Origin of the sequence: Streptococcus sp. SS-4456, assembly GCF_036680365.1 — a bacterium.
GTDB lineage: Bacteria > Bacillota > Bacilli > Lactobacillales > Streptococcaceae > Streptococcus.
This window is the reverse complement of sequence record NZ_JAVIHI010000004.1, coordinates 33,258-47,954: the sequence shown is the minus strand read 5'-3', so window position 1 is coordinate 47,954 and position 14,697 is coordinate 33,258. Positions and strand designations below refer to the sequence as shown.

At 40.7% G+C, this 14,697-nt stretch carries 13 protein-coding genes; 7 read left to right on the top strand and 6 right to left on the bottom strand.

The window, feature by feature from the left end; genetic code table 11:
• Positions 1–11: 11 nt before the first annotated feature.
• Genes RFK25_RS02080 through RFK25_RS02070 form a run of 3 tightly spaced genes read right to left on the bottom strand, consistent with a single transcriptional unit; the run spans position 12 to position 3,042 of the window.
• The gene (locus RFK25_RS02080) at positions 12–1,472 is read right to left on the bottom strand and encodes a nicotinate phosphoribosyltransferase (protein WP_332411111.1); all 1,461 of its coding nucleotides are present in this window, start codon (positions 1,470–1,472) and stop codon (positions 12–14) included.
• Positions 1,473–1,525: 53 nt separating this feature from the next.
• The gene (locus RFK25_RS02075; protein WP_332411110.1) at positions 1,526–2,170 is read right to left on the bottom strand and encodes a prepilin peptidase; all 645 of its coding nucleotides are present in this window, start codon (positions 2,168–2,170) and stop codon (positions 1,526–1,528) included.
• Between the two features lie 53 nt (positions 2,171–2,223).
• Positions 2,224–3,042, bottom strand: coding sequence for a cation diffusion facilitator family transporter (locus RFK25_RS02070; protein ID WP_332411108.1), 819 nt, complete (start codon positions 3,040–3,042; stop codon positions 2,224–2,226).
• Positions 3,043–3,163: 121 nt separating this feature from the next.
• Here RFK25_RS02070 and RFK25_RS02065 point away from each other — a divergent pair, with 121 nt between their 5' ends.
• The 4 genes from RFK25_RS02065 to RFK25_RS02050 all read left to right on the top strand — a co-directional run bounded on the left by RFK25_RS02065 (position 3,164) and on the right by RFK25_RS02050 (position 8,432).
• A complete protein-coding gene (locus RFK25_RS02065; protein WP_172050682.1) occupies positions 3,164–3,682 on the top strand; it encodes a TetR/AcrR family transcriptional regulator in 519 nt (172 codons plus the stop codon).
• A 9-nt stretch (positions 3,683–3,691) separates the two neighbouring features.
• Entirely contained in the window at positions 3,692–4,237 is a 546-nt protein-coding gene (locus RFK25_RS02060; protein ID WP_332411103.1) for a tRNA (mnm(5)s(2)U34)-methyltransferase, read from the top strand.
• Positions 4,238–4,425: 188 nt separating this feature from the next.
• Positions 4,426–6,177, top strand: coding sequence for a site-specific DNA-methyltransferase (locus RFK25_RS02055; protein ID WP_332411100.1), 1,752 nt, complete (start codon positions 4,426–4,428; stop codon positions 6,175–6,177).
• Entirely contained in the window at positions 6,177–8,432 is a 2,256-nt protein-coding gene (locus tag RFK25_RS02050) for a DEAD/DEAH box helicase (RefSeq protein WP_332411229.1), read from the top strand. Before RFK25_RS02055 ends, RFK25_RS02050 begins: the two co-directional genes overlap by 1 nt.
• A gap of 108 nt (positions 8,433–8,540) precedes the next feature.
• Here the strand turns inward: RFK25_RS02050 and RFK25_RS02045 are convergent, their stop codons facing one another.
• On the bottom strand, positions 8,541–9,320 hold the full coding sequence (locus tag RFK25_RS02045) for an ABC transporter ATP-binding protein (RefSeq protein ID WP_332411098.1): 780 nt from the start codon (positions 9,318–9,320) through the stop codon (positions 8,541–8,543).
• Positions 9,321–9,463: 143 nt separating this feature from the next.
• On the opposite strand from RFK25_RS02045, the gene RFK25_RS02040 reads away from it, so the two are divergent.
• The 3 genes from RFK25_RS02040 to RFK25_RS02030 all read left to right on the top strand — a co-directional run bounded on the left by RFK25_RS02040 (position 9,464) and on the right by RFK25_RS02030 (position 12,883).
• Positions 9,464–10,798, top strand: coding sequence for a hemolysin family protein (locus tag RFK25_RS02040; protein WP_105118685.1), 1,335 nt, complete (start codon positions 9,464–9,466; stop codon positions 10,796–10,798).
• Between the two features lie 133 nt (positions 10,799–10,931).
• Positions 10,932–11,723: a pyruvate formate-lyase-activating protein gene (pflA, locus tag RFK25_RS02035; RefSeq protein WP_024380338.1), complete on the top strand. Its 792-nt coding sequence runs from the start codon at positions 10,932–10,934 to the stop codon at positions 11,721–11,723.
• Positions 11,724–11,818: 95 nt separating this feature from the next.
• Positions 11,819–12,883 (top strand): glycoside hydrolase family 3 protein, encoded by a 1,065-nt coding sequence (locus RFK25_RS02030; RefSeq protein WP_332411094.1) that lies wholly within the window; start codon positions 11,819–11,821, stop codon positions 12,881–12,883.
• 188 nt (positions 12,884–13,071) lie between these two features.
• Here the strand turns inward: RFK25_RS02030 and RFK25_RS02025 are convergent, their stop codons facing one another.
• Positions 13,072–13,818: a class A sortase gene (locus tag RFK25_RS02025; RefSeq protein ID WP_332411092.1), complete on the bottom strand. Its 747-nt coding sequence runs from the start codon at positions 13,816–13,818 to the stop codon at positions 13,072–13,074.
• 26 nt (positions 13,819–13,844) lie between these two features.
• The gene (locus tag RFK25_RS02020; protein WP_332411091.1) at positions 13,845–14,687 is read right to left on the bottom strand and encodes a VOC family protein; all 843 of its coding nucleotides are present in this window, start codon (positions 14,685–14,687) and stop codon (positions 13,845–13,847) included.
• Positions 14,688–14,697: the final 10 nt, after the last annotated feature.

The window sequence follows — 14,697 nt, the reverse complement described above, 5'->3', positions numbered from 1 at the left end:
GACTACCTTTCTTAGATGGATTTGGCCTGGCTTTGCTTGCGAATGCGGTTGATGATGTTCATTTTGTTATCCCAGACGTCTTGGGCCAGGTCAACTGGATAGAGTTGTGGGTTGAGCACACGTTTGTATTCGTCCCAGAGCTTGTCAAATTCTTGGTTGGCATAGGCTTGAATTTCCGCTAGACTTGGTAATTCATAGACTTGCTTGCCCTCTTCAAAAATTGGAATTAGGAGAGGACGGGCATCGAAGTTTTCAACGGTCTTGTTGATGTAGGTATAGGTCGGATGGAACATATAAATGCTGTCCATTTGGCTGACATCTGTATCCGCAAAGGTGATATAGTCACCTTCTGACTTGCCTTTTTCTTTTGAGGTGATGCGCCAGACTTGTTTTTTGCCAGGTGTCGATACCTTTTCCACGTTTGAAGACAGTTTGATGGTATCGCGCATGCTTCCGTCTTCATCTTCGATGGATACAATCTTGTAGACAGCGCCTAAGGCCGGTTGATCATAGGCTGTAATCAACTTAGTGCCCACTCCCCAGACATCAATTTTTGCCTTTTGCATTTTGAGGTTGAGGATGGTATTTTCATCCAGGTCGTTGGAAGCGTAGACTTTCGCCTCCGTGAAACCAGCCTCATCCAATTGTTGACGGACTTTCTTGGAAATATAGGCCATATCACCAGAATCAATCCGCACTCCTTTGAAGTTAATCTTATCGCCCATTTCCTTGGCAACTTTTATGGCGGCAGGAACACCGATTCGAAGGGTATCATAGGTATCTACCAAGAAAACACAATCGTGGTGGGTTTCAGCGTAGGCCTTGAAAGCCTTGTAATCATCGCCGTAGGTTTGGACTAGGGCATGGGCATGGGTACCAGCAACAGGAATGCCGAAGATTTTACCTGCTCGAACATTGGAAGTGGCAGAAGCGCCGCCGATAAAGGCTGCGCGGGTGCCCCAAATGGCAGCATCCATTTCTTGGGCACGACGGGTACCAAATTCCATAAGCGCCTCTTCTTCAATGACTGCCTTGATACGACGGGCCTTGGTAGCAATCAGGGTTTGGTAGTTGACGATATTGAGAATAGCTGTTTCAATCAACTGGCACTGAGCAAGAGGACCTTCAATCTGCATAATAGGTTCGTTGGCATAGACCAGGTCGCCTTCCTTGGCAGAACGAACGGTCAAGTTCATTTCTAGATTTGCCAAATAATCGAGGAAATCCTGCGGATAACCTAAGTCAGTCAGATAGTCAATATCCGTCTGGCTGAAGGAAAGATTGTTTAGGTAGTCTACGACACGCTCCAAGCCGGCAAAGACGGCATAGCCATTTTTAAAAGGTTGTGAACGGAAATAGACTTCAAACACAGCATGTTTATTGTGGATGTTTTGATTAAAATAGACCTGCATCATGTTGATTTGATAAAGATCGGTATGCAGGGTTAAACTGTCATCTGTAAAAACTGTCATAGCTTTCTCCTTTATTCTTCCTATTATACCAAAAAAATCGAGCTAGGCTCGATTTAGAGAGTGATATTGATAATGAGACTGGCCAAAAATAGAAAAGGTACATAGGGAAGGGATTTTGGTTTGAAGATGAAAAAGATGGCCAGACCTAGGATGGAACTAAGCTGAATAATCCAGAGAATTTCAGTAAAGTCAAACAAAAGAGAGAGACTTGCCAGATAGAGAAAATCACCAGATCCAATATTGAGTTGCCATTTTTCAGTCAGATAGGCCAGGACCAAAAGGCCACAGAAGAGCCAGTTGAGCTGGGAGAGTAGCAGAGCTATAAAAGTAAAAACGAGCCAGACAGCAAAAGGGTATTCCTGATGCTTGATGTCATAAATGGTCAAAACAAGCCCTGCCAAGATAAGAATGGTTTCGGTTAGGTTTAGGACTTGAAAATGGCAGAGCAGGACCAATAGACCAGCTAAGAATTCCAGTCCCAGATACCAGTAGGGTATCTTCGCCTTGCAGTAACGGCATTTGGATTTTGTGGAAAGCTGGGATAGGATGGGTATTAGGTCCCAGGCCTTGAGCCGTCGCTTGCAGGAATTGCAGTGACTAGAGGGTGCGATAATGGACTGTTCAGGGAAACGGTCGATGACCAATCCCAAGAAGGAGCCGATAGAAGCTCCAAGGAAAAATAGGATAATTGTCTTCATACCTATTTATTCGCAAATGGGTGAGGAAAATGTGATATTTTTTATTTTTTTTTTTACAAAATTTCGATGGTACTCTGGACAATACCAAAGGTAATGAGAGAATTTCGTATTTTTGCTTTGGTCTTGTCTGCTACAGCAGGATTTGTCAGTTTGACCGTCACCGTCGCGCAATGTTCATATCCATCCATGGTCCAGACATTTAGCTGAGTGATTTCGTGAACGTTTTCAAGAGCCAGGAGGACTCCTTTCACTTCTTCAAGATTTACTCCTTGCGGACTTGTTTCAAGTAGAATCTTGACATTGTTCCAGGCTTTTGGCAGGGCTTTGGCGAGGATGAAGATAGCAATACCCAGTGAGAGTAATGGGTCTAGAAAGTACCAATCAGTAAATTGAAGAATGATGGAAACAAGGATGACCGCCAGCCATCCCAAAATATCCTCTAAAAAGTGCAAGCTGAGAATGGATTCATTATGGCTATGGCCATTTTTTACAATACGGGAAGCAAGGAAATTGATGATGACAGCGAAAATCCCAAGCACCAGCATCCCATCTTGATTGACAGGCTGGGGATGGAAGAGATTGGGAATGTTTTCCACAAGGATCAAGCTGGAGCCGATAATCAGAATACTAGAAGTCAAGAGAGCGGCCAAAATATTCCATCTCTTGTAGCCAAAGGGATAGACCTTGTCAGCAGGCTTGTTGGCATAGGTTTGCATGATGGCAGAGCTTCCGATGGCGAGGGCGTCACCCAAATCATGAACAGCATCTGCTAAGATAGCGCTGGAACCAAAGAGCCAGCCAAAGATAAACTCGATGATAGAAAAGCTGAGATTGAGGAGAAAAGCGATAAATGTATTTTTAGAAGATGACATGAGATTCCCTTTCTGTGTTATACTGTTTATAGGTTTATTATGCACTGTAATGGGCCGAAAAACTAGAAACAAGAGAAACGGTTTGTCTTTTTCTGAACAAATTGTTTGAAATGTACGAAAAATGGATAGACGAATTGCAAAAACAAAAAGAGCTATTTTTCAGGCTTTTTTGACCTTATTAAATGATAAGGGCTATGACGAGATGCGCGTGCAGGATGTTATTGACCTGGCAGATGTGGGGCGTTCCACTTTCTATGCCCACTATGCCAGTAAGGAAGCTTTATTAGAAGAACTTTGTCATGACCTCTTTCACCACTTATTTACAGGTCGTGAAGATACGGATGTGAAGACCTTGTTGGCCCATATTTTCAAACACTTTCGGACCAATCAAGACCGAGTTGCCAGCCTTTTATTGTCCCGCAATGCCTATTTTCTAAGAGAACTGGAAGCGGAGCTGAAACACGACATTTTTCCAAAAGTGGTTGAAGACTACATGCAGGACAAGGGGAATCTTCCAGAGGATTTGCTGGTACATTTTGTTGTGACCACTTTTGTGGAGACGGTCAGCTGGTGGTTGCAGCAACGCAAAAAGGTGGACGAAGCCACCTTGACCGAATATTATGTAAGATTATTAGCTTAAGGAGTGAAAATGCTTAGACCTTTACACATGGCTCATGCCTTTTTAGATGAAATTTTAACCGACCAGGACCTAGCGGTCGATGCGACCATGGGAAATGGCCATGACACGCTATTTTTAGCCCAGCGAGCAGGAAAAGTTGTGGCCTTTGATATTCAGGAACAAGCCCTGACCACAACGGCTGAAAAACTAGAAAAAGCTGGGCTGACTAATGCTCAATTGGTTTTGACAGGACACGAAAATCTAGACCAGTATGTGGAGGAGTGCAAGGCAGCGATTTTCAATCTGGGCTATCTACCTTCGGCGGATAAATCAGTCATTACCTTGCCTGCAACTACTCTTCAGGCCATCGAAAAAGTCCTTGACCGTCTTGTTGTTGGCGGTCGCTTGGCTATCATGATTTACTATGGTCACGAGGGTGGAGCTCTTGAGAAGGATGCAGTCTTAGACTTTATCAGCCAGCTAGACCAGACCGTCTATACAGCCATGCTTTACAAACCGCTCAACCAAGTCAATACCCCACCATTTTTGGTCATGGTGGAACGATTGAAAAAGTAGGAAAAAAATTATATAATTGTTGAAATATTACTTGACATAGGAGAACGAAATGGTACAATCCATTAGCAAGCAAGCAAGCAAGCAAGCAAGCAAGCAAGCAAGCAAGCAAGCAAGCAAGTAGCTAACAACTACTTTTTTTCAGAATACTCTAAAACACCTGCAATCATAGAGATTGGGGGTGTTTTCTAATGCCTAAAGACTTTAATGAGCTCCCACATCAAAACGAGAAAAATGAAGCTTTGGATTATGTGAGGGATCTTATTGACCAAGCAAGAATTGACGGTCGAAATGAAGATGTGGTTCAGCTCGATAAAATTATAAAACTTCTTAATCGTAAGAAATATGGATTAGTTTGGGAAGAACACGCTGAATTGGTCGAGGAAGAAATGAAAACAAGGATTCCTGTTTTCATTGAAGACGAGACCCGAAAAATAAGAGCAAATCCAGAGGATAAGGATTATAATTTTCTCTTAGAGGGGGATAATTTACACAGTTTGCATCTATTAGAGAAAACTCATGCGGGTAGAATAGATGTCATTTATATCGACCCGCCGTATAATACAGGGAATAAGGATTTTAAGTATAATGATAGGTTTGTAGATAAAACAGATGGTTACGCCCATTCAAAATGGTTAAGCTTCATGAGTAAACGGTTGGAAATCGCTCGAAAGCTATTATCAGATTCGGGAGTTATATTTATTTCTATTGATGATAATGAACAGGCACAGCTGAAGTTACTGTGTGATGAGGTTTTTGGGAATAGGAACTTTATAGCTGAACTTCCAACTATTATGAACTTAAAAGGCAATCAAGATGAATTTGGGTTCGCTGGAACTCACGAATATACGGTATGTTATTCAAAAAATAAGTCTTTGGCTAATATTAGAGAGTTTATTACATCAGAAAGTGAACTTGACAGATGGATGGAAGATGAAATTGGTTTTTATAAAAAAGGGGCAACCTTAAAAAGAACAGGGGCAGATGCACCGAGAGAGAGTCGACCAACAAGTTATTATCCGATTTTGGTGAAGGATAATGCAGTTTATTCAATTCAACCTGATGAGCATGCTAGAATTTATGATAGATTTTCAAAAAGATTTGATGATGATTTTGTAAGTGCTCTTATTGAACAATATGGAAAAGACGGATTTGAAGTACTTCTACCCGAGGCAAATGGAGAGAAAACTTCTTGGCGTTGGCAATATTCCAAAGTAAAAGAAGAATCGGATGAAATAATAGTTGTGAGTGGTCGTTTAGGAAGTACATTGTATAAAAAACAGCGTCCGCAACTTGGGGATTTACCGACCAAAAAACCAAAAACAATTTTTTACAAGCCAGAGTATAGCAGTGGAAATGGGACCAAACAGCTAAAAGAAATTTTTGGTAAAAAGGTTTTTAATAATCCTAAACCGCTGGAATTGATTAAAGATTTCATTTATATTTCAACTCATACTAATGCACTCATCCTCGACTTCTTCGCTGGTTCGGGTACTACGGGTCATGCAGTTGCTCAATTGAATAAGGAAGATGGCGGTAATCGCAAATATATTCTTTGTACCAATAATGAGAATAATATTTGTGAGGAGGTGACTTACAAACGATTGACAAATATTCAAGATGACTTGCCTCATAATCTAAAATATTTCAAAACGAAATTCCTTTCCAAAGATGACGAGGAGCTAGAATTCAGTCTTCTACATCATGTCCATACCCTTATTGAGTTGGAACATGGTATTGATTTGAAAGAGAGTGATAAAGCAACAGCATTTTCACTTTCAGACTTGAGGAAACTTGATTTGAGTGGTATAAAGACGGTCTACGTTCGTCAGCAATCCCATGCCATGATGGAAAAGTCAGATTTAGTTCGTTTCGAAGGCATCGAATTGATTGATGTACCAGAATATTATTTTGCTAAAGAAATGAGAGAGGCAGGTTTATGATAGATTTATTTCCTTTTCAAGAGCAGGCAGTCCAGACCCTGCAAGATAAATTTTTCTATTCCCAAAAACAAACTACAGTTTTCTATGCACCGACTGGAGCAGGAAAAACAGTAATGCTCATTAAGCTCATGGATCGAATTATAGAGAACAACCCCTATCCTTATGATTATGTTTTCGTATGGTTGACACCTGGTAATGGAGAGTTGGAGGAGCAATCTTGGTCCAAGGCTAAAGACTATGCTACTTTTGTAAAAGCACAAACATTAGATGATACACTGATTTCAGGGTTTAAAAAAAATACAGCAACGTTTTTAAATTGGGAGAGAGTTAAGAATAGTCAAGCGCTTGCCTTGCGGGATGGAGAGACAAAAAATCTTACAGCCCTTATCAAGAATGCAAGATTACAAAATTTGCATTTCGTTCTGATTATTGATGAGGAGCACAGAAATCAAACGGAGAAGGCACAACCGATAATTGACATGTTTGATGCGGACAAAATCATACGAGCTTCTGCAACACCGAAATCATCTTCCAGTGAATACGATAATGTACAAGTCAATGACGAGGATGTGATTGCACAGGGGCTAATTGTCCGAAATGTTGAACTCAATCCTGACGGTGTCGATGGGGATGTTGTTGACAATATGGTTCAGTATTTTTTAGATTCAGCAGATGATAAACGTAGGAAAATCAAACATGCTTATAAAGAGCTAGGACTAGATATCAATCCCCTGGTTTTGATTCAATTTCCTGATGAGAAGAAAGCAAATAAAGAGGAGCGTAATAATCTAATTTCGCAAGTACGAGAATATTTAGCAGAAATTGGTCAAGATGACAGTCAGATAGCTACGTGGCTGGCAAATGAAAAAATCAATGTTACTTCAATAGAAAAAGCAAATAGTCCAGTTAACTACTTATTGATGAAGCAGGCAGTTTCAACTGGTTGGGATGCTCCAAGGGCAAAGATCTTAGTTAAACTGAGATTAAATACCGAACCTAATTTTACATTGCAGACCATTGGTCGCATTCGTCGTATGCCCCAGCAGAAGCATTACGACAATCCTATCTTAGATAATGCCTTTATCTACTCCAACGATCAATCCTACATTGCAGATGTTTTGAGACAAGGGGAGGGGAGTTTTATTGCGACTTATGAATTACAAATGGGTACTCCAGATTTTCAATTGATGTCAGTTAAGCCTAACGCTAGGACAGGATTGACGAATGCTGAGATTGTTGCAGCCCTTAGAAGTCAATTTAAGAAAGACTACGGTTTGGTGGAGCAAAACGGTCATCAGAATCAGGAAAAACTAGAGAGTTTTGGTTATCGATTTGGAACAAATATTAGGCAAAAACTCATTCAATCGGATAAGTTAGAAAGAGATATTCTATCTGACAAACTTCGAAGTTATCAAGTAGGCGTTACAGTTAATCTCAAAGATAATAGGCTTGATTTACTCAATGCACAACAAAAACTTCAGTCTCATTTATATCGAGATACAGCTAGTGATGTCAACGTGATTCTAGTTGAGCTTTTTTCTAACCGAAGTGAGCATCCTCAGAAAAGATTTTTAAGTCTCAAACCTTCAGAATTTATGGCATTTGTCATTAACAATTATCATTTAATCAGGAATACAGTAAAGAATGCAGATGCACAGGGGTTGTTTGATAAACAACTATCCTTGGAGTATGGTATCAGTCATGACGAAGTCGATTTGGTTCCATTCATTCTACCCAAATATGAAATGTACCAAGTAATAAAAGGGCAATCTGGGAGAGTTTTCAAGAAAAATGTCTATATAGGTTATGGCGAAAACAACTGGACTAATAGTAAAGCTCCTGAAATTGCATTCGAGAAATGGCTCGAAGAATCGTCGGAAGTTTCTTGGTGGTATCGCAGTAAGGATAGAGGAGAAAAGTATTTTTCAGTTGCATACGGTCACAAAGCAGAAGGATTTTTTCCTGATTACATTTTCCAAGGGAGAGATGGGATTACATATATTGTAGAAACAAAAGGTGGCAATAAACAAAATATTGATAGATACTCAGAAGCAAAATTTAATGCTTTGAAAGAATGGTCTGAAAATTCCAAAACGAATCCCCATGGAGCTAAATTTGCTTTTGTTCGTCCTATTAAGAATAGCATTGGAGAAGTAATAGGAATGCTGTTCAACAATACAAGTTGGAAAGAAGATATGTCGGATCGCAATCATTGGAAACCCATTAGCGATTTCTTTAAAGGTGATTTGTTTTAGCAATTCTACTATGTCTGCTTGACTTATTGAAATTATTTGTGACTTATGACACCTGACAAAAATACCTCCTACCAATTTTTCTGGTTAGAGGTATTTTTTCAACTTCATTTATAATATCGGCTTAATGAACAATCTTCCCTCACCCAAGTCAATCAATTCCACCTGATTGCCATAAAAATCGCTGAGGAGGTCTGGTGTCAGGATGTCTTGTTTTGGTCCCTGTGCCAAGACCTTTCCATTTTTTAGCAGGAGGACATGGGTGAAATTATCAGTGATTTCTTCGGCGTGATGGGTGACGTAGATAATGGCAGGAGCTGTTGGGAGTTGGCAGATGTGGTCGATGTGATGGAGCAGGCGTTCGCGAGCCAAAAGGTCTAAGCCCACAGTAGCTTCGTCTAAAATCAAAATAGCAGGTTCTTCCATCAAACTGCGGGCAATCAGCAGGAGTTGGCGTTCGCCTTGTGACAAACTAGCATAGGTCCTGCCAATCAAGTGGTCAGCCTTAATTGTTTTCAGCATTTCAATAGCCTGGTCCAATTCTGCCTGACCATATTCCCTGTATAAGATAGATGACTTATATTTTCCTGTTAAGACAATCTGCTCAGCTGTCAAATCAATGGGAAAGCGTTCTGCAAGGAAAGAACCAACGACCCCAATCTTGGTGCGTAGGCTAGGAATATCACCCTTACCAAATTCCACTCCCAGAACAGTCAACTCGTCAGATGTCTTCCAAAACTCTGCCATCAATATGCGCAGCAGTGTTGATTTTCCAGCACCGTTAAGGCCTAAAATAGCCCAACGCTCCCCTTTTTTAAATTCCCAGTTGATGTCTTTTAATAGATACTTCCCCTGTCTTTTGTAGGACAGTTCTTTCATGGATAAAATCATATGGACCTCACTTTTCTTTTTGACTATTTTATCACAGAAGTGTAGATTTACAGATATTTTTGCCGAATGTCACCTCGATTATACCAAAATGAAAAGAATATGGTATAATGGGAATGTTATAGATTTTATTATAGGAGAATATCATGGAAGACCCTGGTAGTCAGACCATTCATTTACAATTATTATTACTTTTATTGTTGACCTTGCTCAATGCCTTCTTTTCAGCTTCAGAAATGGCCCTTGTTTCCCTCAATCGTTCACGGGTGGAGCAAAAGGCAGCTGAGGGTGAGAAGAAGTATATTCGCTTACTGCAAGTTTTAGAAAATCCCAATAATTTCCTTTCTACTATTCAGGTTGGAATTACCTTTATATCAATCCTTTCGGGTGCCAGCTTGGCCAATGATTTGGGTGCTGTTTTTGCCAAGTGGATGGGTAATTCAACAACAGCTCAAACTGCTGGTTATTGGTTGGCTTTAGCGATGTTGACCTTTGTATCCATTGTGCTTGGAGAATTGTATCCTAAGCGGATTGCCATGAATATGAAGGAAAATCTGGCAGTGGTTACGGCGCCAGTGATTATTTTCCTAGGAAAGATTGTCAGTCCTTTCGTTTGGCTCTTATCAGCCGCGACCAATCTCATCAGTCGCATTACACCTATGAACTTTGACGATGCGGACGAGCAGATGACCCGGGATGAGATTGAATATATCTTGACCAAGAGCGAGCAAACTTTGGATGCGGAAGAAATCGAGATGTTGCAAGGTGTATTTTCCTTGGATGAGCTGATGGCGCGTGAAGTTATGGTTCCCCGTACGGATGCCTTCATGGTTGATATTGAAGACGATACGGAAACCATTATGGCGGCCATTCTCAAACAGAATTTTTCTCGCGTTCCCGTCTATGATGGGGACAAGGACAATATCATCGGCCTTATTCATACCAAGAAAATTTTATCTGCAGCTTTTAGCAATGGTTTCGACAATCTCAATATCCGTCGTATTATGCAGGAACCTCTCTTTGTTCCAGAAACCATTTTCGTGGATGATTTGTTAAAATCCTTACGCAATACCCAAAACCAAATGGCTATCTTGCTGGACGAATATGGCGGAGTTGCTGGGCTGGTTACTTTGGAAGATTTGTTGGAAGAAATTGTCGGGGAAATCGATGATGAAACCGACAAGACAGAGATTTTTGTCCGTGAAATTGCAGAGAATACCTATATTGTCCAAGGGAATATGACTCTGAATGACTTCAATGAGCATTTTGATACGGAGCTAGAAAGTGATGATGTTGATACCATTGCAGGTTATTATTTGACCGGAGTCGGCACTATTCCAAGCCAGGAAGAAAAGGTGACCTTTGAAGTGGACAGTAAGGACCATCACTTAGTCTTTATCAATGATAAGGTAAAAAATGGTCGAGTGACCAAGCTTAAAATGATGATGACTACTCTGGAAGAGGAAGTTGAAAAAGAATAAGAGGAAACCAGTTGCTTTAAGGTAGCTGGTTTTTCATAGCAATTCAAATAGTTAGTTAAAAACAATCAAATACAAGTATAGAAGCGTTTTCATTTTTATGATATAATAACTATATTAAGAAAATGAGGATGAGATGATGGAAGAAGTAGATTACCGAAAAGTAACAGGGCTTGTTCATTCGACTGAGAGTTTTGGCTCTGTGGATGGACCAGGTGTACGTTTTGTGGTCTTTATGCAAGGTTGTCATATGCGTTGCCAGTATTGCCATAACCCTGATACTTGGGAACTGGTCAATCCTGCGGCCAAAGAACGAACTGCAGAGGATGTTCTCAATGAAGCCTTGCGTTTTCGTATGTTCTGGGGGAAAGAAGGTGGGATAACGGTATCTGGTGGTGAAGCTACTATTCAGATTGACTTTTTGATTGCCCTTTTTACCTTGGCAAAAGAAAAAGGCATCCACACGACCTTGGACACCTGTGCTCTGACCTTCCGTTCGACCGAGCGTTATCTGGAAAAATACAATCGTCTGATGGAAGTGACAGATTTGGTGCTCTTGGATATTAAGGAAATCAATCCAGACCAGCACCGCATTGTAACGGGGCATAGCAATAAGACTATTTTAGAATGTGCCCGTTATCTTTCGGATATTGGCAAACCTGTTTGGATCCGCCATGTCTTGGTACCAGGACTGACAGACCGTGATGATGACCTGATTGAGTTAGGAAAGTTTGTCAAGACCTTGAATAATGTCGAGCGTTTTGAAGTCTTGCCTTACCATAATCTTGGAGAATTTAAGTGGCGTGAGCTAGGTAGACCTTATCCACTTGAAGGGACCAAGCCACCAAGTAAGGAACGTGTTTTAAACGCTAAGACCTTGATGGAAACCGAATCCTATCAAGACTATATGAATCGAATAAAGGGATAGTAGTGCGTAGAGCTAGAGTAAATAAAAGTCTAGGTGTAGTCGGACCGCTTTTGGCATGTTTGTTGATTGCGGTCTGTGCATCCCTAGCATATTATGTGTTTAATAAAAGAGAAGGACAGTCCAGCAACAGTCCTTCTTTTGTGCCTGTTCAAGAGATTTCTGTCAAAGAGAAACTAATCTCTGATTACCTACAGCAAATGACCCTGGAAGAAAAAGTTGGTCAGATGATTTTTGCACGTATACCTGATGAAAATCAATTAGAGGACCTTGCTTCCTATCACTTTGGTGGTTATATCTTATTTTCACGGGACTTTGAAGGAAGGACCTTAGAACAAGTCAAGGAAGAAGTTGCGGCTTATCAAGCTAATTCCAAACTACCACTTTTAATGGCTTCTGATGAAGAAGGTGGAACGGTAACGCGGGTTAGTCAGTTATTAGAAACTCCCTTTGCCTCCCCCTTGGAATTGTATCAGTCAGGGGGGCTGGAGGCTGTTTTAGAAGATACTAAGCATAAAACCAGTCTTTTGAAAGGGATAGGTATTCATGCCGGTTTCTTTCCAGTTGCGGACTTATCTACAGATCCATGGTCATTTATCTATGATCGGACTATTGGCCAAGATGCTGCTACAACATCCACTTATATCAGCCAAGAGGTCCAGCTACTGAAACAAGAGCAATTTGCTTCGACTTTGAAACATTTCCCAGGCTATGGGAACAATGCTGATTCACATACAGATTTGGTATATGACAATCGTAGTTTAGAAGAATTACGAGCAAATGATTTTCTTCCCTTTAAGGCTGGAATTGAAGCGGGGGCAGACTCCATAATGGTCAGTCACAATATCGTCCCTGCCATTGATGATGTCCCGTCCTCCATTTCACCTGAGATCAATAAAATATTACGGTCCGAGCTAGGTTTTGAGGGTGTCATTATGACCGATGACTTTGATATGCTGGGTCTATCGCAATTCGTTGATCAAAATTCGGGTGCCTTGCAGACTATTCAAGCTGGGACAGATATGATCTTATCTTCGAGCTATGCTAGTCAAATTCCTTATATTGTGGAACAAGTGAAGGCTGGAACTATTACAGAGGAGCGGCTTGACCAATCCGTCAAACGTATTTTGGGAATGAAATACGATCTTGGTTTGATTCAATAAAATACGGAACAATAGATTTTTACAAAAAAATACAGACAGATTTATGCTGATTTTTAGCTCAGCCTGAAACTGTCTGTATTTTTTATTACTGAAGTTCGGTTATGCTATAGTAGGTCAGATTTGGAACTGATATGTAGTTTTACTAGTACAAAAATGGAACTAAGGGACTTTAATACTCACTTTTGTTCTTATTGTCCGTAATCATATTGATTATAACTTTTTGAAAATGAATCTAAAACATCTTCGGGCGTATCATTATATGGTATCGTTGATTCGAGTACGCCTTTTACAATGATACGTTCAGTTGCATTAATATCTGTACATGTTACCAATGTGACTTCTGTTCTGCCCTCTACGTCATCAATTACATAGACACTTTCGGGTGAAACAATTTCTATACTGTCAATGACATAGGTATAGACATTATTTTTATCCGTTACATAGATTTTCATTCCATTTTGCGCTCGATCCAATGGTGAGAATAGGACATCTGCTGCACCGGCAACACCGAAGATATGATGGCTGGCTAAGGAATAATTTCCTTTTCCCATTTCTTGGTTCTCTTTCATAGTCCCAGCACCATACATTAGGGAAACGTTGGATAATCCCTTAAAAATTGGTAAATTAATACCGAGTTCTGGAATTGAGACACCACCGATTACAGGTAATTGTTGGTCATCCCACTGTGCTGACAAAACTTCTTCAGTTGAAATAGACTGTACTTGTGCAAAATCAAATGTCGTTTCTGCTTGCTTATTTTTTTCAATATCTTCCGCTGAAACTTTAGTAATTTGGTACTTATTTGTATTCCAGCCGATGATGTAATTCCTGATGAATGTGTTGAAAATTAAGGCTAGCGATACCATAACCAGTAGCACGGTTAGTAAGTTCCATATTAGTGAACTTTTTCTTTTCTTTTTATTTCCTTTTGACATGTGGAGGATTTTTCTTTCTATTTTAGTTATTCTAATTTGAATTGGGTTTTGATACCATCCACATCGACAAAGGCTGCAGTAGTATTCGTTCTTCCTACCTTTAAGTTTGCAGCTGTGGCGCGTTCTATGGTTGCTTCAAAAGCTACGGGGCTAGAGTAGATAACAGTATAATAGGCAAGTCCTGGCATGCCTTCTGTTCGTGTTTGGAGATGTTTTCCGCCCCATTCGTTGACAGCTAGGTGGTGATGGTAGTTACCTGAGGCTAGCCAGGCTGCAGATGGGACCGAGAATTTATCCTCGACAGCTAGGACTTCTTGGTAAAAACGGCTAGAAGCAGCGCTTTCTCGGACAGATAGGTGAATATGCCCCATCCGACTGCCAGCTGGCATCTGATAGGCTGTGTCAGCTTTTTTTCCTAAAGCATAGATCGTTTCAGCATCCATAGGTTCAGTAATGCCGACGATACGGCCGTCTGGGCGGACATCCCAAGTGTCTTGAGGCAGGTCGCGGTAAATTTCGATGCCGTTGCCTTCGGTGTCGGCTAGGTAAATGGCTTCGCTGTAACCGTGGTCGCTGGCGCCTTGGAGGGGAACTTTGTTATCGATAAAGTGGCGGAAAATGTTGCCGAGATCTTCACGGCTAGGTAGGACAATGGCCAAGTGATAGAGTCCGTAGCTGTGGCTAACTTCGCCTTTCTGCTCTGTTTGAATCAGGCGAATAAGGATGTTTTTTCCAACGCCTAGGTCAATCTGTTTAGAGTTTTCAGTTAGAATTTGGAGCCCCAAGACTTGTTGGTAAAACAGGCTTTGGAGTTCTAAATCGCGGACATTGAGGGCGACATAACCCAGTTCAAATTGGGAATTGTACATAGAGGTACCT

Coding starts and splice junctions, on each gene's coding strand:
- RFK25_RS02080 (WP_332411111.1), bottom strand. CDS start 1,472: ATGACAGTTTTTACAGATGACAGTTTAACCCTGCATACCGATCTTTAT.
- RFK25_RS02075 (WP_332411110.1), bottom strand. CDS start 2,170: ATGAAGACAATTATCCTATTTTTCCTTGGAGCTTCTATCGGCTCCTTC.
- RFK25_RS02070 (WP_332411108.1), bottom strand. CDS start 3,042: ATGTCATCTTCTAAAAATACATTTATCGCTTTTCTCCTCAATCTCAGC.
- RFK25_RS02065 (WP_172050682.1), top strand. CDS start 3,164: ATGGATAGACGAATTGCAAAAACAAAAAGAGCTATTTTTCAGGCTTTT.
- RFK25_RS02060 (WP_332411103.1), top strand. CDS start 3,692: ATGCTTAGACCTTTACACATGGCTCATGCCTTTTTAGATGAAATTTTA.
- RFK25_RS02055 (WP_332411100.1), top strand. CDS start 4,426: ATGCCTAAAGACTTTAATGAGCTCCCACATCAAAACGAGAAAAATGAA.
- RFK25_RS02045 (WP_332411098.1), bottom strand. CDS start 9,320: ATGATTTTATCCATGAAAGAACTGTCCTACAAAAGACAGGGGAAGTAT.
- RFK25_RS02040 (WP_105118685.1), top strand. CDS start 9,464: ATGGAAGACCCTGGTAGTCAGACCATTCATTTACAATTATTATTACTT.
- pflA (WP_024380338.1), top strand. CDS start 10,932: ATGATGGAAGAAGTAGATTACCGAAAAGTAACAGGGCTTGTTCATTCG.
- RFK25_RS02025 (WP_332411092.1), bottom strand. CDS start 13,818: ATGTCAAAAGGAAATAAAAAGAAAAGAAAAAGTTCACTAATATGGAAC.
- RFK25_RS02020 (WP_332411091.1), bottom strand. CDS start 14,687: ATGTACAATTCCCAATTTGAACTGGGTTATGTCGCCCTCAATGTCCGC.